The 22,355-nt window shown below is 60.1% G+C and carries 26 protein-coding genes; 11 read left to right on the plus strand and 15 right to left on the minus strand.

Translation table 11 applies throughout. The annotated features are described in order from the left end of the window. The first annotated feature begins 17 nt into the window (after window positions 1-17). Together HU722_RS17465 and tal are read left to right on the plus strand one after the other, a co-directional pair. On the plus strand, window positions 18-971 hold the full coding sequence (locus tag HU722_RS17465) for a sugar-binding transcriptional regulator (RefSeq protein WP_065872134.1): 954 nt from the start codon (window positions 18-20) through the stop codon (window positions 969-971). Between the two features lie 24 nt (window positions 972-995). Continuing rightward, complete coding sequence (gene tal, locus HU722_RS17470; protein ID WP_065890794.1) at window positions 996-1,919, plus strand: transaldolase; 924 nt, start codon at window positions 996-998, stop codon at window positions 1,917-1,919. A gap of 493 nt (window positions 1,920-2,412) precedes the next feature. Here the strand turns inward: tal and aqpZ are convergent, their stop codons facing one another. Further along, window positions 2,413-3,117: an aquaporin Z gene (gene aqpZ / locus HU722_RS17475; RefSeq protein WP_065890793.1), complete on the minus strand. Its 705-nt coding sequence runs from the start codon at window positions 3,115-3,117 to the stop codon at window positions 2,413-2,415. Window positions 3,118-3,340: 223 nt separating this feature from the next. Here aqpZ and HU722_RS17480 point away from each other — a divergent pair, with 223 nt between their 5' ends. Both HU722_RS17480 and nadS read left to right on the plus strand, forming a co-directional pair. Continuing rightward, entirely contained in the window at window positions 3,341-3,655 is a 315-nt protein-coding gene (locus HU722_RS17480) for a type II toxin-antitoxin system RelE/ParE family toxin (protein ID WP_065872131.1), read from the plus strand. A 2-nt stretch (window positions 3,656-3,657) separates the two neighbouring features. After that, complete coding sequence (gene nadS / locus HU722_RS17485; protein ID WP_049712743.1) at window positions 3,658-3,945, plus strand: NadS family protein; 288 nt, start codon at window positions 3,658-3,660, stop codon at window positions 3,943-3,945. Between the two features lie 29 nt (window positions 3,946-3,974). Here nadS and HU722_RS17490 read toward each other — a convergent pair whose 3' ends face one another. The 4 genes from HU722_RS17490 to HU722_RS17500 all read right to left on the minus strand — a co-directional run bounded on the left by HU722_RS17490 (window position 3,975) and on the right by HU722_RS17500 (window position 6,684). Further along, window positions 3,975-5,159: a sugar transporter gene (locus tag HU722_RS17490; protein ID WP_065872129.1), complete on the minus strand. Its 1,185-nt coding sequence runs from the start codon at window positions 5,157-5,159 to the stop codon at window positions 3,975-3,977. 113 nt (window positions 5,160-5,272) lie between these two features. Then, the gene (locus tag HU722_RS29305) at window positions 5,273-5,428 is read right to left on the minus strand and encodes a hypothetical protein (protein WP_371913946.1); all 156 of its coding nucleotides are present in this window, start codon (window positions 5,426-5,428) and stop codon (window positions 5,273-5,275) included. After that, window positions 5,413-5,601 (minus strand): hypothetical protein, encoded by a 189-nt coding sequence (locus tag HU722_RS29310; RefSeq protein WP_371913945.1) that lies wholly within the window; start codon window positions 5,599-5,601, stop codon window positions 5,413-5,415. Before HU722_RS29310 ends, HU722_RS29305 begins: the two co-directional genes overlap by 16 nt. Before the next feature lie 84 nt (window positions 5,602-5,685). Continuing rightward, complete coding sequence (locus HU722_RS17500; RefSeq protein ID WP_065872128.1) at window positions 5,686-6,684, minus strand: bile acid:sodium symporter family protein; 999 nt, start codon at window positions 6,682-6,684, stop codon at window positions 5,686-5,688. Between the two features lie 86 nt (window positions 6,685-6,770). On the opposite strand from HU722_RS17500, the gene HU722_RS17505 reads away from it, so the two are divergent. Continuing rightward, window positions 6,771-7,559, plus strand: a complete 789-nt coding sequence (locus tag HU722_RS17505; RefSeq protein WP_065872127.1) for an AraC family transcriptional regulator — start codon at window positions 6,771-6,773, stop codon at window positions 7,557-7,559. Window positions 7,560-7,591: 32 nt separating this feature from the next. On the opposite strand, the gene HU722_RS17510 is transcribed toward HU722_RS17505, so the two are convergent. Next, complete coding sequence (locus HU722_RS17510; RefSeq protein WP_065890792.1) at window positions 7,592-8,605, minus strand: ABC transporter substrate-binding protein; 1,014 nt, start codon at window positions 8,603-8,605, stop codon at window positions 7,592-7,594. Window positions 8,606-8,768: 163 nt separating this feature from the next. On the opposite strand from HU722_RS17510, the gene HU722_RS17515 reads away from it, so the two are divergent. Next, on the plus strand, window positions 8,769-9,197 hold the full coding sequence (locus tag HU722_RS17515) for a hypothetical protein (protein WP_065872125.1): 429 nt from the start codon (window positions 8,769-8,771) through the stop codon (window positions 9,195-9,197). A gap of 360 nt (window positions 9,198-9,557) precedes the next feature. Here HU722_RS17515 and HU722_RS17520 read toward each other — a convergent pair whose 3' ends face one another. Genes HU722_RS17520 through HU722_RS17530 form a run of 3 tightly spaced genes read right to left on the minus strand, consistent with a single transcriptional unit; the run spans window position 9,558 to window position 11,675 of the window. Beyond that, window positions 9,558-10,517, minus strand: coding sequence for a saccharopine dehydrogenase family protein (locus HU722_RS17520; protein WP_065890791.1), 960 nt, complete (start codon window positions 10,515-10,517; stop codon window positions 9,558-9,560). Continuing rightward, entirely contained in the window at window positions 10,514-10,915 is a 402-nt protein-coding gene (locus HU722_RS17525; RefSeq protein WP_065890790.1) for a VOC family protein, read from the minus strand. Before HU722_RS17525 ends, HU722_RS17520 begins: the two co-directional genes overlap by 4 nt. 16 nt (window positions 10,916-10,931) lie before the next feature. After that, window positions 10,932-11,675, minus strand: coding sequence for an SDR family NAD(P)-dependent oxidoreductase (locus HU722_RS17530; protein WP_065890789.1), 744 nt, complete (start codon window positions 11,673-11,675; stop codon window positions 10,932-10,934). 138 nt (window positions 11,676-11,813) lie between these two features. Here HU722_RS17530 and HU722_RS17535 point away from each other — a divergent pair, with 138 nt between their 5' ends. The 5 genes from HU722_RS17535 (at window position 11,814) to HU722_RS17550 (ending at window position 16,313) form a co-directional block, all read left to right on the plus strand. Next, the gene (locus HU722_RS17535; protein ID WP_175403066.1) at window positions 11,814-12,716 is read left to right on the plus strand and encodes an AraC family transcriptional regulator; all 903 of its coding nucleotides are present in this window, start codon (window positions 11,814-11,816) and stop codon (window positions 12,714-12,716) included. A 430-nt stretch (window positions 12,717-13,146) separates the two neighbouring features. Then, window positions 13,147-13,278 carry a hypothetical protein gene (locus HU722_RS29005; protein ID WP_256532845.1) on the plus strand — a complete coding sequence of 44 codons (132 nt, stop codon included), beginning with the start codon at window positions 13,147-13,149 and terminating at the stop codon, window positions 13,276-13,278. A gap of 49 nt (window positions 13,279-13,327) precedes the next feature. Then, window positions 13,328-14,572 (plus strand): YcaO-like family protein, encoded by a 1,245-nt coding sequence (locus HU722_RS17540; protein ID WP_083213970.1) that lies wholly within the window; start codon window positions 13,328-13,330, stop codon window positions 14,570-14,572. A gap of 104 nt (window positions 14,573-14,676) precedes the next feature. Further along, window positions 14,677-15,450 carry a class I SAM-dependent methyltransferase gene (locus HU722_RS17545; RefSeq protein WP_175403061.1) on the plus strand — a complete coding sequence of 258 codons (774 nt, stop codon included), beginning with the start codon at window positions 14,677-14,679 and terminating at the stop codon, window positions 15,448-15,450. Window positions 15,451-15,473: 23 nt separating this feature from the next. Beyond that, window positions 15,474-16,313 carry an alpha/beta fold hydrolase gene (locus HU722_RS17550; RefSeq protein ID WP_175403062.1) on the plus strand — a complete coding sequence of 280 codons (840 nt, stop codon included), beginning with the start codon at window positions 15,474-15,476 and terminating at the stop codon, window positions 16,311-16,313. A gap of 44 nt (window positions 16,314-16,357) precedes the next feature. On the opposite strand, the gene HU722_RS17555 is transcribed toward HU722_RS17550, so the two are convergent. The 6 genes from HU722_RS17555 to HU722_RS17580 are packed head-to-tail and all read right to left on the minus strand — an operon-like array spanning window position 16,358 to window position 22,281. After that, window positions 16,358-18,100, minus strand: a complete 1,743-nt coding sequence (locus tag HU722_RS17555; protein ID WP_065872119.1) for an ABC transporter substrate-binding protein — start codon at window positions 18,098-18,100, stop codon at window positions 16,358-16,360. A gap of 32 nt (window positions 18,101-18,132) precedes the next feature. Next, window positions 18,133-18,405: a DUF2160 domain-containing protein gene (locus HU722_RS17560; RefSeq protein WP_003232363.1), complete on the minus strand. Its 273-nt coding sequence runs from the start codon at window positions 18,403-18,405 to the stop codon at window positions 18,133-18,135. 10 nt (window positions 18,406-18,415) lie between these two features. Then, entirely contained in the window at window positions 18,416-19,216 is an 801-nt protein-coding gene (locus HU722_RS17565; protein ID WP_003232361.1) for a carbohydrate ABC transporter permease, read from the minus strand. Window positions 19,217-19,226: 10 nt separating this feature from the next. Then, window positions 19,227-20,093, minus strand: coding sequence for a carbohydrate ABC transporter permease (locus HU722_RS17570; RefSeq protein ID WP_017735078.1), 867 nt, complete (start codon window positions 20,091-20,093; stop codon window positions 19,227-19,229). Next, window positions 20,090-21,187 carry an ABC transporter ATP-binding protein gene (locus HU722_RS17575; protein WP_065872118.1) on the minus strand — a complete coding sequence of 366 codons (1,098 nt, stop codon included), beginning with the start codon at window positions 21,185-21,187 and terminating at the stop codon, window positions 20,090-20,092. Before HU722_RS17575 ends, HU722_RS17570 begins: the two co-directional genes overlap by 4 nt. Beyond that, on the minus strand, window positions 21,187-22,281 hold the full coding sequence (locus HU722_RS17580) for an ABC transporter ATP-binding protein (RefSeq protein WP_065881935.1): 1,095 nt from the start codon (window positions 22,279-22,281) through the stop codon (window positions 21,187-21,189). The genes HU722_RS17575 and HU722_RS17580 overlap by 1 nt, the downstream gene beginning before the upstream one ends. Between the last annotated feature and the right edge of the window lie 74 nt (window positions 22,282-22,355).

Below are 22,355 nucleotides of genomic sequence, written 5' to 3' on the forward strand. Positions count from 1 at the left end.
TCATCACTGAGGCCTTCATGAGCCAGATCGAAGAACAGCGCCTGATCACCAAGATCGCGAGCCTCTATTACGAAGAAGGGCTCAAGCAATCCGAGATTTCCGCACAGTTGGACTTGTCGCAGTCCTTTATCAGCCGCGCCCTGCGTCGGGCGCTGCAGGAAGGCGTGGTGAAGATCAGCGTGATGCGCCTGCAGGGCCTTCACCTGGAGCTGGAAACCCAATTGCAGCGCCGCTACGGCGTGCGCCAGGTGATCGTGGTGGAAGCCACCGAGCCCGGTAACGATGAAAGCATCAAGCAGGCCATCGGTTCAGCGGCCGCGCATTACCTGGAAACCAGCCTGTCGCCCCAGGACCATATCGGTATTTCGTCGTGGAGCAGCACCATTCGCGCCATGGTTGGCCACTTGCATGCGCAGCCGGGCAAACAGGCAGCCCAGGAAGTGGTACAACTGTTGGGCGGCGTCGGCCATAAGGGCGCGTTTGAAGCCACCCTGCTCACCCAGCGCCTGGCCACCCTGCTCAACTGCCCGGCGTTTTTGCTGCCGTCGCAAAGCATCGAGCAATCAGTGCAAAGCAAGCAGCGCATCATGCAGATGGAAGAGGTCAAGGAGGTGCTGCAACGCTTTGACAGCATCACCCTGGCGATTGTCGGCATCGGCGACCTGGAACCCTCGCAACTGCTGCGCAACAGCGGTAACTACTACACCGAAGACATGCTGCGCCTGCTGGCCGAGCGCGGTGCCGTGGGTGACATCTGCCTGCGCTACTTCGATGCCCAGGGCAAGCCGGTACTGGAGGAAGACGAAGAATTCGTAGTGTCGGTGGCGCTGCCCAAATTGCGCTCGATCCACCGCGTGCTCGGCCTGGCCGGCGGGTTGAACAAGGTCCAGGCGATTCGCGGCGCGCTCGAGGGCGGCTACCTGGACATCCTGATCACCGACCTGGATACCGCACAGGCCTTGAATCACTAAACTCATTAGGGAGATCGACCGCTCATGACATCCAAGCTCGAACAACTCAAGCAGTTCACCACGGTGGTCTGCGACACGGGCGACCTTGAGGCTATCAGCCGTCTGAAACCGGTCGACGCCACCACCAACCCGTCGCTGCTGCTCAAAGCCTCGGCTATCGCACACTACGGCGACATCCTGCGTCACTCGGTCGACCTGTCCAAGGGTGACCTGGGCCTGGCCTGCGACCAGTTTTCGGTGGCAGTAGGCTGCGGCATCCTCAAGGCCATTCCAGGTCGCATCTCGACCGAAGTCGACGCGCGCCTGTCGTTTGACGAAGACGCGCTGTGGGCCAAGGCCAACCAGCTCATCGAGCTGTATGACAAAGCCGGTGTCGGCCGCGACCGTGTACTGATCAAACTGGCTTCTACCTGGGAAGGCATTCGCACCGCCGAGCGCTTGGAAAAAGCCGGTATCCAGACCAACCTCACGTTGTTGTTCTCGTTTGCCCAGGCGGCGGCGTGCGCCGATGCCGGGGTGTTCCTGATTTCGCCTTTTGTCGGCCGCATCTACGACTGGTACCGCAAGAACACCGGCCTGGACTACACAGGCGCCGAGGACCCGGGCGTGCAGTCGGTTACGCGGATCTACAACTACTACAAGGCCAACGGCATCAAGACGGTGGTCATGGGCGCCAGCTTCCGTACTCTCAGCCAGATAGAGGAATTGGCCGGGTGTGATCGCCTGACCATCAGCCCTGAATTGCTGCAAAAACTCGATGAAGACCAGGGCCCGCTGGAGCGCAAGTTAGTGCCGGGGGCGACGGGCGAGCCGCGCCAGAGCATCGACGAGGCGCAATTTCGCTGGGCGTCCAATGAAGATGCGATGGCTACCGAGAAGCTGGCCGAAGGTATTCGGCAGTTTGCGCGGGATCAGGAGAAGCTTGAGGCGGTATTGGCTGCGCTGTGATGACGCTGTCTACTTTTGGTCCGGTGGCAACCTGATAGCCGCCCGAACCCTATCAGGTGTAAATCGATCAAAATGTGGGAGCTGGCTTGCCTGCGATGGCGGTTTGTAGGGCGGCCATGTGTTGTGGTTGGAATGAGTACATATCCGTTATTTAGGTGATGGCTAATATAGGTTTCGCCCTTACGGCGAGTCACTTTGCAAAAGCGGCAAAGTAACCAAAACGCTCTTGCCCCACCACTCGGCACCTCGCCCAGGCTCGGTGTGCCCTCACTCCGGCTTGAATCCGTGGGCCGCCGCGATGGGCCATCCTTGGCCCAGCGCGGCTAACCCGGCGTCCTGCCGGGTTACCCACGGATTCAAGCCTGCGTTCGGCCAGCGTGGTTGACGGGGCGCCTGAGATCAACATCAAAAACAGATCAAAAGCCAAGGCCAACGCCAAAGCCAACACTGCCGAAAGCTAAGTCTGTACCGATTTTCTCAAACGTATAAGGTGTCAACTCGGCTTTTGCTCGCCCAGCGTGCGAGCTGCCAACGCTCCCAACACTCCGCCAACAATTGGCGCCACCCAGAACAACCATAGCTGCGCCATGTATTCGCCCCCGGCAAACAACGCCGGTCCGGTGCTGCGCGCCGGGTTCACCGACGTATTGGTCACCGGGATCAGCACCAGGTGAATCAACGTCAGCGCCAGGCCGATGGCAATCGGCGCAAAGCCAGGCACAGCGCCCGGTGCGGTCACGCGCATGATGATGAATACGAAGAAAAACGTGGCGATCAGTTCGGCCAGCAACGCGGCCTTCATGTCGAAGAGGCCTGGGCTCAATGGGCCATAGCCGTTGGCGGCAAAACCACCCATAGCGAAATCAGGCTGCCCGCTGGCAATCAGGTACAACGCCGCAGCGGCGACGATCGCTGCGCTGACCTGCGCCGCGATGTACGGCAGCACATCACCCGCAGGAATGCGGCGCCCTGCCCATAGGCCAATGGTCACCGCCGGGTTGAAATGCCCGCCGGAGATGCCGCCGACCGCGTAGGCCATGGTCAATACCGTGAGACCAAACGCCAGCGAAACGCCCACAAAGCCAATGCCCAAGCCGGGGAAGGCAGCCGCCAGAATGGCGCTGCCACAGCCGCCGAACGTCAGCCAGAAAGTGCCGATAAACTCGGCGGTCAAACGCTTTTGCACAGTGGACTCCATTGCTGTTCAAGTGCCGTCACCACAGGCGGTGGGCGGTCTTGGGCGACGGTAGCAATGGGTATCAAAATACTGTGTAAGACTTGTCTGGAGTTCTAGCCCCTGAACACGTTGCTTCTGAAGCACGCCGGCCCTTTGTATAAAACCCGCTTACAACTAACCAGCTGTTCCCCTTCCCTGACTGCACTAGCATTGCCGCCGACTAAGTCAATGGCGTACATTTGCTATGATTTTCATTGAAACTGCGGTTTTCACCCGGCGTGTAACGGAGCTCATGAATCACGACGCCTACCTGGGTTTGCAGGTAGCGTTGATGTTCAATCCGTGCGTTGGAGATGTGATCGAAGGAACGGGCGGCATCCGAAAGCTGCGTATTGCTTCAAAAGGTCACGGCAAACGAGGCGGCGCCAGAGTGATTTACTACCACTTTGTAACGGCTTCAAAAATTGCGTTATTAATGATCTATCCAAAAAACGAACAGCAAGACCTGACTAACGATGAACGCAAAGCACTGAAAGCCGTCATCGAACACTGGAGATAACCATGAGCAAATTCTTCGATGAGCTGATGGAAAGCGTGCAACAGATGGACGAAATCGTCCGAGGCGAGCGCAAGCCCTCTCGCGAATTCATTGTTGACGCGCTTCAAGTCAAACAAATCCGTAAGGCAACGGGCCTGACTCAAGCCAAATTCGCAGCCATCATCGATGTTCAAATCGGCACGCTACGTAATTGGGAACAGGGGCGACGCGAACCAACAGGGCCAGCAAAGGCGCTGTTGAGGGCCATTCACAATGACCCGGTCCATGTGTTGAATGCGTTGGCCCTTTAACCCAACGGTGGCTGGCGCGAGAGTTTGATTCAGGCTCCCGCCACACCCTGCCCAAACTTGCGAATCGCCAAGCAATACCCAATCAACGCCACCGCCGCCAGCAACCCGCCCGCCGCGCCGATCCAGGCGAAGCCGAACTGGCTGCCGACCCAGCTGCCCATCAGTGCGCCGCCGCCGATGCCGATGTTGTAGATGCCGGAGAACATCGCCATGGCCACGTCGGTGGCATCCGGTGCCAGCACCAGCACTTTGGACTGCATGGCAAGGCCAAAGCCCATGATCGCCATGCCCCAGAAAATGCTCAGCACCACCAGGTAGGATTCCGCGCCGCTCAACGGCAGCAGCAGCGCCAGGCACGCGGCCAGGATAAATACCGCGCCGACGACGAATACATGCGGGTTGAAGCGGTGCACCAGGCTGAACAGCAGCGAGCCGATGATGCCCGCGCCGCCGAATACCAGCAGGATCAGGGTCACCGCGCTGCCGCTCATGCCGGCCACGCCTTCGACGAAGGGTTCGATGTAGCTGTAGGCGGTGAATTGCGCGGTGACGGTCATCGCGGTAAGCACATAAAGCGCCACCAGCGCCGGGCGCTTGAACAGCAGCGGCAGGCTGCGCAGGGAGCCGGAGTTCTGGCTCGGCAATAGCGGCAAGGTGCGCGCCAGCCAGAACACCAGCGCGGCAGCGAAGGCGCCGATCACCAGGAACGTGGTGCGCCAGCCCATGGCTTCGCCGAGCAGGCGACCCAGGGGAATGCCCAGGACCATGGCCAGGGACGTACCGGTAGCCAACAGGCCGAGGGCTTGCACCTGCTTGCCTTCCGGCGCCAGGCGAACGGCCAACGATGCGGTGATCGACCAGAACAAGGCATGGGACAAGGCAATGCCAATGCGACTGAGCATCAGCAAGCCGAAGCTGTTAGCGACGCTGGAAAGGATGTGGCTGACAATAAACATGCAGAACAGCACGATCAGCAGCTTGCGCCGTTCGATGTTGCGGGTCAGCAGCATCACCGGCAGGGAGGTCAGGGACACGATCCAGGCGTAGATCGTGAGCATCAGGCCGACGCTGGACACCGGCATGTCGAAGCTGGCGCCGATGGCACTGAGCAGCCCAACGGGCACGAATTCGGTGGTATTGAACACAAAGGCGGCCAACGCGAGGGCGATGACCGGTTGCCAATTGGTTTGGGGGGTTGCGGCTGAAATGCTCATTGAACGGCGCGGTACTCTGACGGTGATCGAGCGGCCACCCAGGACAAGCGCCGCCGCCGAGTATTCTATAGGTTTCTGGCCCCACTGTTGACGCGGATCGTCGCCTAAGGGGGTCAGGGCGACGTCAGGATGATCACGTAGTTACCCGACTGAATCGGCTTGCCGGCGCTGTCCACCAGCACATACCGCTGCTCGTAATAACGCCCGTTACCACTGTTCGCCACCCGCTGCACATGGGCTGCATTGACACTGGCTACGCCATGTTGCACACATCCAGGCGCCTGTCACGCCTGGACTCGGCACAGCCGTTCGACGCCATGACCGTGCCCCTGTGCGCATTTGTCGCACATCCGGGCTCGACGACACTGCCCACGGTTTGCGCCGCGCGCCCCGCCCAGACGCACAACAGGCCGGTAAGCAGCGAAATACCTTTAGTGCTCATGCCGACACGCCTTACTGGGCTCTTACCACTAAGTTGTCTGGCCGGGCGTTTATTGAGCTTACTCGGCAAAGGCTGTGACGTAGATCAAGGATCCACCTGCCCCATCAATTCCGGAATGCTTTCCGGGCGCTTGGCATAACGCTGGGCCAATGCCGCACAGACCATCAACTGGATCTGGTGAAACAGCATCAGCGGCAGGATCAGCACCCCCATGGTCGCCCCGGCGAACAGCACCTGCGCCATCGGCACGCCGGTCGCGAGGCTCTTCTTCGAGCCGCAGAACAGAATGGTGATGCGGTCTTCCTGGTTAAAGCCGAAGGCCTTGCCCAGCACCGCCGACGCCACCAACACCAAGGCCAGCAACACGCAGCACGCCACCACCAGCCCGCCCAGTTCCCACAGCGGGATCTGGTGCCAGATGCCTTCGTTGACCGCTTCGCTGAACGCGCCGTACACCACCAGCAGGATCGAGCCTTGGTCGACGAATTTCAGCCAGGATTTATTGCGCCCCACCCACTCGCCGATCCAGCGACGCGCGATCTGCCCGGCGATGAACGGCAGCAGCAATTGCACGCTGATTTTCAGGATTGCGTCGACGGTCGAGCCGCCGTCACCGTGCACGTTGAGCAGCAATGTCACCAACAGCGGCGTGAGGAAGATGCCAAACAGGCTGGAGGCCGCCGCACTGCAAATCGCCGCCGGGATATTGCCGCGTGCCAGGGACGTGAAGGCAATCGCCGACTGCACCGTAGCCGGCAGAGCGCAGAGGTAAAGCATGCCCATGTACAGGTCGTTGCCGATCATTGGCGACAACAGCGGCTTGAGCGCCAGGCCCAGCAGCGGGAACAGCACGAAGGTCAGGCTGAACACCAGCAGGTGCAGGCGCCAATGACCGGCGCCGGCAACAATGGCCTGGCGCGACAGCTTGGCGCCGTGCAGGAAAAACAGCAGTGCGATAGCCAGGTTGGTGACCCAGCCGAAGGCCACGGCGGTCTGGCCGCTGGCGGGCAACAGGGAGGCGAGGATCACCGTGGCGATCAGCGTCAGGGTGAAGTTGTCGGGCACGAAACGCGGGCGAGTCATAAGCAGGATCTTCCAGGGGTTGCCAAGAGCGTCACCGCGACTCTAACGTAACGGCTTATTACCGACTAACGCCAATGAGCCAGTAAATGCCGCCTAAAGGACATGAAAAGACCGTCCGCCGCAGTGTCCCTGGGCTTTCCAGCCTGCCACGGCCGGTGTATGGGCGCACCGAATCGCTGCCCAACCGTGCGCTGACCCGCCGACACAGCCACCCTTGGGTGCAATTGTCCTACGCGATTTCCGGGGTGCTGGAGATCCAGACCAGCGTCGGCCGTTTCGTGGCGCCGCCACAGCGCGCTGTGTGGATACCAGCGGGAATGCCGCACCGGGTGTTCAGCTCGCCCCACACAGAAATGCGCAGTCTGTACCTCGATTGCAGCGTCACGGCCTGGGCGGCTGAGCGCTGTCATGTGCTGGAAGTGAGCAATTTACTGCGCGAGTTGATCCGCAGCTTCAGCGAACTCCCGGTGGAATACGCTGAGGACGGGCCGGATGGGCGTTTGGCGCAAGTGGTGCTGGATCAATTGGCAGCGGCACCGCAGGTCGATTTGATGTTACCGCTGCCGCTGGACCCGCGCTTGCGGCAGATCTATCGCAGTTTGAACCTGCACCCGGAGCAGCAGACAACGTTGGGCCAGTGGAGCCAAAAGCTGGACGTGAGTGAGAAGACGTTGAGCCGGTTGTTTTTGAGGGATACCGGGCTGACGTTTCGCGCATGGCGCCAGCGCTTGCGGTTGCTCACCGCCCTGCCCGCCCTGGAGCAAGGCGAGCGGGTAACGGATGTGGCGTTGGGGTGTGGGTATGAGTCGACGTCGGCGTTTATCAATGCGTTTCGGCAGCAGTTTGACGCCACGCCCGGTGAGTTTTTCCGCTGACCGCTCAAACACTGCAGCTCCCACATTGGAGGTCAGCTGCCGTTACCACTGTGGGCTTCTTCGAAGAAGTAGTCCTTCCAGCTGTCGGCCTTGTTTTTCAGCACGCCGAGTTCCTGCAGTTTTTCAGCATAGATATAGGTTCGCTGCGGCACGATGGTGAAGTCGATTTCCGGGTCCTGGACGATCTTCTCCACCAGGTCCAACGGCAACTTCGACTGCTCTACCCGAATGTACGCCTTGGCCGCCGCCGGTTTATCAGCCTTGATGATGTGTTCGGCTTCGGCCAGCGCGGCATAGAACGCCCTGTAGGTCTTGGGGTTTTCGTCGTGGAATTTCTGCGTGGTGTACAGCACGTTGAACGTCGCCTGCCCACCGAGGATGTCGTAGGAACTGAGCACCTTGTGCACATTCGGATTGAGCAATTCCTGATACTGGAACGGCGGGCTGGAAAAGTGCGAGTTGATCTCCGAGCCACCGGCAATCAATGCGGCAGTCGCGTCGGGGTGCGCCAGGCTGATGGAGATGTCATCAAACTTCTTGTAGTTGGCATCGCCGAACTGCTTGGCCGTCTCGATCTGCAAGGTCCGCGACTGGAAACCCACGCCAGCGGCGGGCACGGCGATGCGATCTTTTTCGCTGAAGTCCTTGAGGGTCTTCACGTTGGGGTTGTTGGTCAGCAGGTAGTTGGGCATCGAACCGAGCGAAGCGATGGCCTTGACGTTCTGCTTGCCCTTGGTGCGGTCCCACAGGGTGAGCATCGGCGGCACGCCCGCAGAAACCACGTCCAGCGCGCCGGCCAGCAGCGATTCGTTCATCGCCGTGGCGCCGGAAATACTGTTCCACTCCACTTGGATATCCAGGCCCTGCTCCTTGCCATGCTTCTCGATCAGGTGCTGGTCACGCACCACGTCGAGGATCAGGTAGCCGATGCCGAATTGCTGGGCAATGCTGATCTTGCCCTCGGCCTGGGCACCGGGGCTGAGCAAAGTGCTTGCGGCAGCCAGCGAGGCAGCCAGAAGGGTCAAAGAGGAGCGCTTGAGGGTCATGGGGATCTGCCGCACTTTTGAGAAGGTGAACGAGGGTAGCCACGATTTTTAAGACGGGAAAAGAATATCGAGATCTATTGTTATGCAAATAACCCACAAACAGCCGCTCGGCTGCTATTGTGCCGCGCTTTGAAAAACCGCCGAATCTGCGAGGAAATGGACGTTGAACACTGACGAAAAAATGACCGGGGACCTGTTCGAGGTGGATAAGCGCCTGTCACTCAAACCCGTGGTGGACTTCAACGCCTACCTGCGCAGTGCTTTCGGCGAAGGCCCGTGCAGCTGCATCCGCTGCACCGCCAGCCAGGGTGATGAAACCGGCTACGCGTTCCAGCACACCTTCACTTTTGACGGTAAACCTACCCACCGCCGCTTCGCCACCACCGCCGGCAGTGATGTGTTGCAGGCACTGAAGAAAGCCTGGTTGTCGTACACCAAGGCCGAGTTGCCGTTGAGCGGCGTACTGGCGCTGGAGACGGTGAAGGAGTTTGTCGAGCCACAATTGCATAAACGCCTGGCACCGCTGTTTTTGGCCAGTGAGTTGGTCAAGGATGTCGAGGGGGAGTTGCTGGTTCAGCCACAGGCGGCGTGATCTTGAAATCACCGCACGACAATAGGTGGGAGCTGGCTTGTCGAATCGTCGCACCGCTACGATAGCGGCGGGTCAGCAAAGCACTTGTAAACTGACAGTCCGCTATCGCAGCATAAGTATCTACACATCTTGGGGGAACCCTCTGCGTAGCAGCTGTCGAGCCCTGGCGAGGCTGCGTTTGCGGGCTGTCTGACACACCGCTGACGCAGCCTCGCCAGGGCTCGACAGCTGCTACGCAATTTCACGTTGAAGATGTGTAGATACTTATGGCTATCGCAGCGGTTCGACGATTCGACAAGCCAGCTCCCACATTTGAGCTGCGACGTTCTCAAATACCCGCCGATGGCAATTCCCGATAGCTCAATAATCGATGATCTGCGTACCGGCAATCGTCTGGGCAAAGCCCACGCCGAACAGCTTTGCAGGTGTTTCGAAGCCGGCCCGGCGCTCACCGCCGAGTACCCGGCGCGCGGCTTCGACGGCTGCCAGTGGGGTGTAGCTGTAGCCGTTGACGGTCTCGATGACCGAACGCGCCACCGAACCATCGGCACCCATAACTTCGGCCACGGCGAGGGCGCGATGGGCGTCACGCTGTGCCTGGGTGGGGCCATCGGGCAGCAGCGACAGGTCGCCTTCGGGAAAGGCTTCGCCGGTGATGTGCACGAACATGGCGATATTCGGAATAGCGCTGGAATGCCAGGCCGTCACTAGGTCGCCAAACGACAAGGGCGCGCACAGCGCCGGGCCATCGCCAAAGTCCAGGTACTGCGGTTGCGCGTCCGGCGTGGCGACCAGTTGGCCGTCGATCCGCGCCATCACGCCGGCACCGATGATCTCGCCGACACTCATGGCCGACCCACGGGACATGGCGCCGGGCACCTGCAGAGCGATTTTTATCGACTGCGGCTGCTGCACACGGCGGGCAACATGCAGGGCCAGGCAGTCGGTGGGCACCACGTCCCAGCCCACACCGGGCAGCAGCATCACCTGCACTCCAGCCCCGAGTTGCTCGGCCAAGCGGTACACGTTGATTTCGGCGGTGATGTCCAGGTAGTCGGTGCCATTGGCGATGCACGCACGCATCAGGGCTCCGGCGGTCTGGGCGAAAGGGCCGGCGAAATTGAGCAGGACGTCAATCCCTTCCAACTGGGCGGCATCTGGCGTGAATACGCGGTAAGGCGCGTCCAGTTCAGCCGCCAGGGAAGCCAGGCGTTCGACGTTGCGGCCGGCCAGCACCAGGTTGAGTCCGCGTGTTTTCGCGTGTTGCGCCGCCATGCGTCCGGTGTAGCCGGTGGCGCCGTAGATCATCAGGGTTTTCATGAGGTGTGCTGCCAGTTCTTGTAGACGAATTCGAGGCTGTAGCCGTCCGGGTCAAGGACATTGGCCGCGTAGTAGTTGGGGTCGTAATGCAGGCGTGCACCCGGCGCGCCGTTGTCGGTGGCGCCGTTCGCCAAGGCGGCGGCGTAGGCTTTTTCCACCTCAGCGCGATTATTGGCGACAAAGCCCACATGCACCGCTCGCCCTTCCATCACGCCTTCGCGCAACCAGAAAAATATCCGGCCATTGGCGCCAAAGCCCTTCAAGTCCGGGTGGCCGGGTGGGCCGTCTTTGCCGTCGTAGTCATGCCGCGCAGTGATGCCGAGGGGCGTCAGGGTGGCTGCGTAGAAACGAATGGAGCGCTCGATATCACTCACCGAAATAAACAGATGATCCAGCATGGTGGGGTCTCCCGACTCAGATGATGTAGCCGCCCGCGACTTCAAGGGTCTGGGCATTAATCCAGCGGCCTTCTTCCGATAGCAACAGAGCGATTACCCGTGCCACGTCTTCCGGTTCGCCTACACGGCCAAGGGCGGTTTGCCCGGCCAGCTGGGCTTCGAACTCGTCGTTCAAGCCGCCGCCCAGTTCGGTGCGGATCGCGCCGGGGGACACGGCGTTGGCGCGGATACGCCGCTCGCCGAACTCCTTGGCCATGTAGCGGGTGAGCACATCCAGGCCGCCCTTGAAAGCGGCGTAAGGTGCGACGCCAGCCGTAGCGACGCGGGTGGTGGCGCTGGTGAGGTTGACGATGCTGGCGTGTTCTTCCAGCAGCGGCAGCAAGGTTTGGGTCAGGAAAAACGGCCCCTTGAGGTGCACGTTGAACAGGCCGTCGAATTGCGCCTCGGTCACCGATTCAAGGGGGTTGAACAGGCCGTAGCCCGCGTTGTTCACCAGGCCGCTCAGGGTGCTTACGCCCCAAGTGGCTTGCAGGGCGCGCGCCACGGCATCGTGGAATGCAGCGAAAGTGCTGACGGCGGCAACGTCCAATTGCAGCGCCACGGCTTTACCGCCTTCAGCCACTATGCGCTTGACCACCGCCTGCGCCGCACCCGGGTTGCTGTTGTAAGTAAGGATCACGCCGTGCCCCTGGCGCGCACACAATTGGGCGGTACTGGCACCGATCCCGCGGCTGCCTCCGGTAATTACGATGACGCTCATGGCCTGCTCCACTGCTAAAAAGTTGAGTGACCACAGTAGCCATCACCCTACGCCTCCACGCAGCCGTTCCTACTCCAATCCTGCCTGTTTCTGCTTTTTGCTTGCGCGAGGTTTGTAGGAAGGAACAGCATGGCGGCCATGAATACTCAATTGATCGAACTGCGTGCCCTGGCCGCCAAGGCTGAAAACCGCCGCACCGAGACTGGTATCCCCCGCGTGGCGATGGTCCAGGGGGCGATTCCCGAGCATATGCTCGCGGCGGTGTATGACCCGATGATCAACCTGATCCTGCAGGGCAGTAAGTGCATGACCGTGGGCGACCGCACCTTGCACTACGACCCGGCGACGTATTTTGTGATGTCCATCGAGCTGCCTGCCGTGGGGGTGGTGAACCCGGCGAGCACCGGCGAACCTTACCTGGCGGTGAGCCTGACCCTGGACCCGAGCGTGCTGACCACACTGCTCAATGACTTGCCGGCGCCCAGTGGTCGTCGCGAACAGGAAGCCGGTTTTTCAGTGGCGGCGGTGACGCCGGCCTTGATGGATGCCTGGGTGCGCATGCTGCGCCTGATGGGTGACCCCGTGGCGATCGCCGCCCTGGCACCGGTGTATGAGCGGGAAATCCTCTACCACGTGTTGCAAGGCCCCCACGGCTGGATGTTGCGCGAGATTGCTGCGCCGGATACCGCCATAGCGCGGGTCAGCCAGGCGATCCAGTGGATTCGCCGGGATTTTGCAGAGCCGATTCGAGTGGAAGCATTGGCGCAGAAGGCGGCGATGAGTGTTTCGGCGTTTCACCGGCACTTCAAGGCGGTGACTAATCTGAGCCCGTTGCAGTATCAGAAGCGTGTGCGATTGTTGCAGGCGCGCACGTTGATGGTGGCCAGCGCGAGCAGCGTGACAAGTGCGGCGTTTGAAGTGGGGTATGAAAGCGCGACCCAGTTCAGCCGGGACTATGCGCGGGTGTTTGGGCTGCCGCCGGCGAGGGATACAGCGCGAATTTTAGGCGAGAACAAAAGCCGTCATTCAATGCAGGACTGATCTGGGCGTTAGGCGCACCGTGGTGATGCCATCGCAGGCTAGCGAGCGCTCCTATCAATCTTTTTGCAAGCAAGCCCGACAGCGTCAGTAGTACATCAAACCAAGATCAATATCGGGACGGCCATCACCGCTTCACCACCGCGAAAATTCAACACCTCTGGAAGACTTACCCGCCCCTGCCCAGGGCAATGCCTACCGCCACTCCCCTTAGCGATGGATCTCACCACAGACGCAGCCCCCCGGTTCCAAAGCAAAGCAACCTCTCCACAGCGGTCAAATATTGAAGTGAAAGAATTCATTTCCATAGCCCTCCGCCAACGCTTTTGCAACAGCTGCTCACATTTGCCCACGCCGGCCATTTTTAATAGGTTCTAGCCGTGCTCATCGAGAGCACGTCACCCTACCTTCAAACAAAAATGAGGCTTCAAACATGGGCTACATGGCTAGTGCAAACGCAAATAAAATCGCCGAGATGGAACAGCTGGAGCAGGAGCACGCGGATGATTTCATCGAGACCCTGCAGCTCACTGATACGGAAAGAGCGGAGCTGGAAGCCGAGTAAGTGAGTCGAGGAGAGGCAATGCCTCTCCTCCTTCCCAGGAGTTACCTTCATGAGCATTCCCCAAGCCATCGCCCCCGAACGCTGCCAGACACTCGTACTCGCCCACCATCAGATTCTCGCCCAGTTGAGTGCGTTGAATTTGCGCGCACACTTGCGCATCGTGGGTGAAGGCGAGCTGTGCGTCCAAGCCTGTTTGTACGACGCACATGCGATAGAGGTCGCACGCGGCGCGGGCAAGGGTCCTCCGGCAGCGGCACGTGTCGGCGCGTTATATGAGGCACTGGAACACTATTTGAGCGACGATCTGCATGCGTCGCCCCTTCACTGCCAGGCGTCCGGCTACTTTGTTGATCACCCACAGTTTGTCGATGACAGCGCGTTGGCATTGCTGGTCGCACAACAAGAAGACGCTGTCGTTTGCCGCACCTATCGCAGCTTGGTGGATGACCAGTCATTTTCCTACCCGCTAGCGTTGACCTGCCCACGCTACTGCGAGCAGCCACTGCATAACGATCCGACAGACCTGCGCGTCCTGCGCCGTTATTCGAGCAACAGCGGAACTGCCATCGGAGCCACGGCTGACGAAGCGCTTCTGCATGCCTTGAACGAGACTATCGAACGGGATGCCCTTTCACTGTTTCTGCTGGAGCATTTCTACTACCAGCGCCCGCTCAGTCGTCTACGCCGCGTCTATCCGGACAGCCTTGGCCCCGAGGCCCGAGCCGTGTTGCAAACACTGAGTCAGCCCTTCGATGCAGAGGTGGTCTTGCTGGATATCAGCCGCGAATTCTGCGCGACCACCTGCCTGGCCTTTATCAACACGCCTTGCGCGATGCCAACCGTCTACGGCTCAGGCACCTCCCTGACGCCCGCGCACGCGGCCTGGCGTGCACTGACCGAACTAGCACAGTTGCAGGCGCTGGCGGTCGAACCGCCTTTGAGCCGTCATTTGCTCAATGCCCAGCGACACCTGGCACGATTCCCGCGCCTGCAACGCTGCCTGCAATTCGCCCCTGAGCGCCTGATGGCGCAACCCGTCGAATGGGTGCAACTCCACGAGCGGCCGGCGCCAACCGGTCTAGGCGAACAAATCACTCTCCTGGTGGGCGATATGGCCAGCCACAACCTGACACCCGGGGTGTGCCGCCTGTTTCAAAGCCAGCTTGGCACCACGCTCGTCCAGGTGGTGATCCCGGGGCTGGAGCGTTTTTTCCTGGTCTCCACCGGCAATATCGTGGTGCCGCAACAGCGCGGCAGGCGTCTATGCGGTGAATCGCAAGTTGCCACGCTATGAACCCCAGCACCGTGCAACGTCATTTTGAGCCATTGGGATTCGGGCTCAGTCAGCTGTTTGTACTCAATACCGGGAGCCGCCACTGGGCAGGCCGCAACAGGCCGATGCCCGACGATCAGGGGCAACGCCGCCTGAGCAGCCTCTTGCGTCCCTCCATGCTGCTGGGCCCCCTCACCAGCCATCACTGGAGCAATGAAGGCGTTGCACTTTTCTATCAGGCCGCTACGCCTGCGGCCAAGCACCTGGCATTTATCGAAGCACAGCAGCAAATCCATAGCGACGTGTGCTTTCCGTATCCGCCGCTGGAGATGCACGCTGAGGAATTCGTCTGCCCGCCGAGCTTTTGGGAGTGTGACGATGAGCGCGCCACGCAGTTGAACATCGACGAAGCGCACTTTCGTGAACAGTGTGTCGCTGTGCTACGCGAGCGCCTCAAGCCTGGGGCGCTGATCCATGACCCGGCGTGCTCCACCGGCGAGTTGATCGCCCATCTGGCCCAGGCGCTGCCCCGTTGCCGGTGCCTGGGCTCGGACCTTTCGGCCTCGATGATTCGCTACGCATCGCAACGCCACGTCGGTTCAACCGTGCGCTTCAGGCAAGCTGACGCTGCACGGGAAAACCCTGCCTGCGATGCCTTGATCCTACGCTTTCTCAACGCCGAGGTGGTCACGCGGCGCGACGCCGAAACCTTGTTGCGCACATTACTCGGCAGCCTCAAGCCGAGTGGCCTGGCCTTGGTTTTTGGTCATACGCCGGTACTGCCGGCAGTCCCCTGGATCGCACAAGCGCTGGGCATCACCTTGGAATCCTGTGTGGCAGCCCGGCCAGGACAGCTTGAGCTGTTTCAGTTTTACTTGCTCAGTCGCCCCTCGGCATGAAGCCTCTGTATCGCAGTGGGCACTTGCCGGTATCCGGCGGCCATCAGGTGTATTGGGAGCGGCACGGCCAGGAAGGTGGTGAACCGGTGTTCTTCTTGCACGGCGGGCCGGGCGGTAGTTCCAGCCACGATCACCTGGCGTTTTTTAACCTGGAACACTTCGAAGTCGTCCTGTTCGACCAGCGCGGTGGCGGACGCTCGAGTCCCCATGGCGAGTGGCAGAACAACGAAACGGCCCGGATCATCGAAGACATTGAAGCGTTGCGTAAGCATTTTGGCTTTACCCAGATCACATTGCTGGGTATTTCCTGGGGTAGTTGGCTGGCGCTCAAATATGCTTGGCAGGCCCCATCGCGAGTATGCCGATTGGTGCTGGCATCACTGTTCGTACCCACTCCCAATCACCTTGCCACCTACCATCGAGCACTAGCGTGCTACTTGAAGGCCGAGGCGGTTACATCGTTTGAACAAGTGTGCAAGGACCTCGAACAATCTTGCGAACGCTTGCAACACAAGGCAGCGATGGCATGGGTCGGCGCAGCGCTGCGCCTGAATCGCCAGCGGATGGGCAAGGCAGCCTTGGAGCACTTCATTGATGAAGTCGCCTTGCGCGCAATCCGTCTGGAGGTGCACTACCATCGCGCCGGTTATTTTTTTTGCGAGGAGGATCAGGGGCTGACACTGAGCTGTGCGTGCCACGTGATACAGGGCATCAATGACCCTATCGGCCTGTCGAGCCTGCGTTGGTTGCGCCAACGAGCACTGCTGAAATGCAGACTATTGCGCGCCGGGCATGATGCGTTTGATCCCGTGCTGATGCGTGCAATTCAACAAAGCCTGATGCGGGCAAACTGCGGACAGTAAAACGACACGCAAGCGTGTCGTTTTACCCTTCTGCACTGGCGTTATTACTTACGCGCCGCCTCCCACGACTTGAGCAGGTCGCTGTAGCTCACGGTCTCGCCTTTCGGCTTCTCATTCGCCAGTTTCGGTTTTGGCGCGCCCGGCTGGTCGAACCAGTACTGCGCGTCACGCTCGGGGTTCATTTTCGGACCGCACACCGGTTGCACCTTGGAGCGCTCCAGGCGCGTCATGATCGCATCCTGCTCCTTGGCCAGGTTGTCGAGGGCCTGCTGCGGGGTTTTCTCGCCGCTGGCGGCCGCGGCGATGTTGCTCCACCACAGTTGCGCCAGGCGCGGGTAGTCCGGCACGTTGGTGCCGGTTGGCGACCATTCGGTACGCGCCGGGCTGCGGTAGAACTCCACCAAACCACCCAGTTTCGGCGCCATGTCGGTCATGGCCTGGGAGTTGATGTCGGACTCACGAATCGGCGTCAGGCCAACGATGGTTTTCTTCAGCGAGACGGTCTTCGAGGTCACGAACTGCGCGTAAAGCCAGGCCGCGAGTTTCTGTTTCTCCGGCGTCGACTTGAGGAAGGTCCAGGAACCTACGTCCTGATAGCCCTTCTTCATGCCCTTTTCCCAGTACGGTCCGACAGGTGACGGCGCCATGCGCCATTTCGGCGTGCCGTCGGCATTCACCACCGGCAAGCCCGGTTTGACCATGTCGGCGGTAAACGCGGTGTACCAGAATATCTGCTGGGCGATGTTGCCTTGGGACGGCACCGGGCCGGATTCCGAGAAGGTCATGCCCGCCGCTTCCGGTGGCGCGTAGGCTTTCATCCAGTCCACGTATTTCTGTGTGGCAAATACCGCGGCCGGGCCGTTTGTGTCGCCGCCACGGGTGACGCTGGAGCCCACCGGGTGGCAGTCCTCCACGCGAATGCCCCACTCGTCCACCGGCAAGCCGTTGGGCAGGCCCTTGTCGCCGCCACCGGCCATGGAGAACCAGGCATCGGTGAAGCGCCAGCCCAGGGACGGGTCCTTCTTGCCGTAGTCCATATGCCCATAAATGCGCTTGCCGTCGATTTCCTTGACGTCTTCGCTGAAGAATTTGGCGATGTCTTCATAGGCCGACCAGTTCACCGGCACACCGAGGTCGTAGCCGTATTTTTCCTTGAACTTGGCTTTCAGCTCGGGGCGCTCGAACCAGTCGGCGCGGAACCAGTAGAGGTTGGCAAACTGTTGGTCGGGCAATTGGTAGATCTTGCCGTCCGGCGCGGTGGTGAAGGAGATGCCGATGAAGTCCTTGATATCCAGGGTCGGCGAGGTGAAGTTCTTGCCTTCATTGGCCATCAGGTCGGTGATCGATTCGGTCTTGCCATAGCGAAAGTGTGTACCGATCAGGTCGGAGTCGTTGACCCAGCCGTCATAGATGTTTTTGTCGGACTGCATCTGGGTTTGCAGCTTCTCCACCACGTCGCCTTCCTGCAGCAGGTCGTGGGTCAGCTTGATCCCGGTGATCTCGGTGAAGGCCTTGGCCAGCACCTTGGACTCGTACTCGTGGGTGGTGAGGGTTTCCGACACCACGTTGATCTTCATCCCACGGAAGGGTTCGGCGGCTTTGATGAACCACTTCAACTCTTCGAGCTGTTGGGCTTCGGTGAGCGTCGACGGCTTGAACTCGCTGCCGATCCATTTTTTTGCGGCATCTTCATACGCATCGGCCCAGGCCGAGGCGCTCAAACCGCTGAGGGCCAGTACGGCGGCCAATGAAATGCTATGTCGCAGCTTATTGTTTTTATTCAACATAGAGACCTCCAGGTGGTTTATTCACAAGGGCATCAGCCCCAACGCATCACACTCAACAGCCATACCAGGGAGAGCGCGGACGCCACCCAGATGCTCCAGTCGGTAACGCCGATAACCAGCAAATGCAGGTAGGCGCTACCGAGAAGACCGATAAACAAGCGATCACCACGGGTGGTGCTGATCGGCAGAAAACCCCGCCGAGGGATACTCGGCGAGCGCAGTTCCCAAGTGGTCATGCCCGCCAGGATCAGGGCTATGCCGCCAAAGAACAGCGCCGTGGGGGTGGTCCAGGCCATCCATTCCATCATCGACTCCTCAGACCCGGCCCAGGGCAAAGCCCTTGGCCACGTGATTGCGAACAAACCAGATCACCAGCATGCCGGGAAGGATAGTCAACACCCCCGCCGCCGCCAGTACGCCCCAATCGATACCCGACGCCGAGACCGTGCGCGTCATCACCGCCGCAATAGGCTTGGCGTTGACCGAGGTCAGGGTGCGCGCCAGCAGCAGTTCGACCCAGGAAAACATGAAGCAGAAAAACGCGGTCACCCCAATGCCCGAGCCAATCAATGGGATAAAAATCTTCACGAAAAACTTAGGAAACGAGTAGCCATCGATGTAGGCGGTTTCGTCGATTTCCTTGGGCACGCCGGACATAAAGCCTTCGAGGATCCACACCGCCAACGGCACGTTGAACAAGCAGTGCGCCAAGGCGACGGCAATGTGCGTGTCAAACAGACCGATCGACGAATACAGCTGGAAGAACGGCAGCAAAAACACCGCCGGCGGTGCCATACGGTTGGTCAGTAGCCAGAAAAACAGGTGCTTGTCGCCAAGAAAACGGTAGCGCGAAAACGCATAGGCCGCCGGCAGCGCCACGCTCAAGGAGATCACCGTGTTCAGGCTCACGTAGTACAGCGAGTTGAGGTAGCCGGTGTACCAACTCGGGTCGGTGAAGATCACCTTGTAATTGGCCAGGGTGAAGTCCTGCGGAAACAACGTCAGCCCACCGAGGATTTCGGTGTTGCTCTTGAAGGACATGTTCAGCAGCCAGTAGATCGGCACCAGAAGGAACAGGATGTAGATCAGCAATGGAATCAGCTTGCGCTTGCTCATGTTGGCGGCCTCAGCGGTTGGCGTCGGAGTGGGTCATGGCGGTGTAGAACAGCCAGGACACCAACAGGATGATCAGGAAATACACCAGCGAGAATGCCGCCGCCGGGCCCAAGTCGAATTGGCCTACAGCCATCTGGGTCAGTGTCTGACTGAGGAAGGTGGTGGCGTTACCCGGTCCGCCGCCCGTGAGGACGAAGGGTTCGGTGTAGATCATGAAGCTGTCCATAAACCGCAGCATCACCGCGATCAGCAGCACGCTCTTCATCTTCGGCAACTGGATATGTCGGAAAACTGCCCAGGCGGATGCCCGATCAATCCGCGCAGCCTGGTAGTACACATCCGGAATGGCACGCAGTCCCGAATAACAGAGCAGCGCTACCAGTGAAGTCCAGTGCCACACGTCCATCACCAGCACGGTGACCCAGGCATCCGCCGTGTTGGCCGCGTAGTTGTAGCTGATCCCCAGGGCGTTGAGGCTGTAACCCAACAGGCCGATGTCGGCGCGCCCGAAAATCTGCCAGATGGTGCCCACCACGTTCCATGGAATCAGCAGCGGAATGGCGAGGATGATCAACACCAGTGACGACCAGCGGCCCTTGGTCGGCATGGTCAGGGCGATGGCGATGCCCAGCGGGATTTCGATCAGCAGCACGCAGGCCGAGTAGATGAACTGGCGCAGCAGCGAGTCATGCAGACGCGGGTCGAGCAGCACTTGCTTGTACCAGTCGGCGCCGACGAAGTAGCGGCTGGATTGGTCAAAGATGTCCTGCACCGAATAGTTGACCACGGTCATCATCGGGATCACCGCACTGAACGCTACCAGCAGGAACACCGGCAACACCAGCCACCAGGCCTTGTTGTTCTGCACCTTGTTCATGGCAGCACCTCCAGCAGGTAATCGTCGGCATACACCATCAGCCATTGCGCCGGGAAACTGATGGAGGCCTTGCCTTCGGGCACCGGTTTGTCTTCGGCCAGGCGCACCTTGAGCGTGGCGCCGTCGAGGTTGAGGGTGACGATCTTGTAGGTGCCAAGGTCTTCAAGGTGTGTTACATCGGCCTGCAGGGCGTCAGGGTTGTGCTCGTCCCACACGTGGATAAATTCCGGGCGGATACCCACCTGCAATTTCTTGTAATCGGCGCTGGCAATACGTTGCTGCATGGCCTCGGACAATGGCAGGTGCATGCCGGCAAACCGTACTCCGCCCGCTTCGGCCTGCACCTCGATCAGATTCATCCCAGGGCTGCCGATGAAATAGCCGACAAAGGTGTGGCTCGGCCGTTCGAACAAGTCACGGGGCGTGCCGAACTGCACGATCTGGCCGCCGTACATCACCGCGATTTTGTCGGCGAAGGTCGAGGCCTCCAACTGGTCGTGGGTCACGTAGACCATGGTGATGTTGAATTGCTCGTGGATCTGCTTGAGCTTGCGCCGCAGTTTCCACTTGAGGTGCGGGTCGATCACCGTCAGCGGTTCGTCAAACAGGATCGCCGACACGTCGTCGCGCACCAGGCCACGGCCCATGGAGACTTTCTGCTTTTCGTCGGCGGTGAGGTTGCGGGCTTTTTTGCTCAGCAGGCTTTGCAGGTCAAGGACTTCAGCAATTTCCTGCACCTTGCTGTGAATTTTCGCTTCGGCCATGCCCTGGTTGCGCAGGGGAAATGCCAGGTTATCGAACACCGTCATGGTGTCGTACACCACCGGGAACTGGAACACCTGGGCGATGTTGCGTTTTTCCGGGGTGAGGTCGTTAACCACCTTGCTGTCGAACAGCACCTGGCCTTCAGACGGGCTGAGCAGGCCGGAGATGATATTGAGCAACGTCGACTTGCCGCAGCCCGACGGCCCGAGCAAGGCGTAGGCTCCCCCCTGCTCCCACACGTGGTTCATTTCCCTAATCGCGTAGTCCTCAGGACCACTCGGCGTAGGGCTGTAGCTATGCGCCAGGTTCTGCAAGTGGATCTCGGCCATCAGGCAACCCTCGCGACACGGCGTCCGGGGGCCTGGACCAAACGGCCCTGGCCATCGAACACAAACAGTTTATGGGTGGGGATGTACACACGAATCGGCGCGTCGACGTCGTATTCGTGCACCCCCGACAGGTGCAGCACCAACAGGAAATGCTCGCTGCGTACGTGCAGGAAGGTTTCCGAGCCGCTGATCTCCGCGACTTCCACGGTCACCGCCAGCTCCAGGTCGTCGTCGTTGCTCGGTACCAGGCTGATATGGCTGGGGCGTACGCCAAACCGGAACTCGCCTTCACCGATGGGGCGCAGGTCGACGTTCAGCGGGAAGTGCACGAAATTGGCGAAGCTCACTTCGTTGCCGCTGATACGCCCTGGCATCAGGTTGATCGGCGGTTCGGAAAACAGCTCAGCGGCCAGCACGGTCTGCGGCTGGTGATACACCTCGGCGGCTTTACCGCTCTGGACCACCCGGCCTTCGTGAAGAATGGTGGTGGTGCCACCGAGGGCCAACGCTTCATTGGGCTCGGTGGTGGCGTAGATGGCGATGGTGTGACGTGCCGCGAACAGTTCGCGCATTTCCTGACGCAGCTCTTCGCGCAGTTTGTAGTCCAGGTTCACCAAGGGCTCATCGAACAGGATCAATTCGGCGTCCTTGACCAACGCGCGGGCCATGGCCGTGCGTTGCTGCTGGCCACCGGAGAGTTCAAGCGGGTGGCGCTGGAGGAATTTCTCGATGCGCAGCATCTTCGCGGTTTCCAGCACCTTGCCCTGGATCACCTCGTCGGACACACCGGCCTGGCGCAACGGTGAGGCGATGTTCTCGAAAACGGTCATGGTCGGGTAGTTGATGAACTGCTGATACACCATCGACACGTTGCGCAGGCGCACCGGCTTTTGCGTGACATCCACACCGTTCATCAGGATGCGGCCACTGCTGGGCTTGTCCAAGCCGGCCATCAGGCGCATCAGGCTGGTCTTGCCTGACAGGGTGCGACCGAGCAGGACGTTAAAGGAACCGGCTTCGAAACGCAGGTTGGCGTCGTCGATCCAGGTTTGGCCTTCGACAACACGGGAGACATTTTCCAGGGTCAATGACATGACACGACCTTTTTATTATTGGAATGAATCTGGCCAGATGTGACAGCGAGTTTCGTGCCAAAACGGCAAGTGCT

Source organism: Pseudomonas tritici (assembly GCF_014268275.3).
In the GTDB taxonomy this organism is placed as follows: Bacteria; Pseudomonadota; Gammaproteobacteria; order Pseudomonadales; family Pseudomonadaceae; genus Aquipseudomonas; species Aquipseudomonas tritici.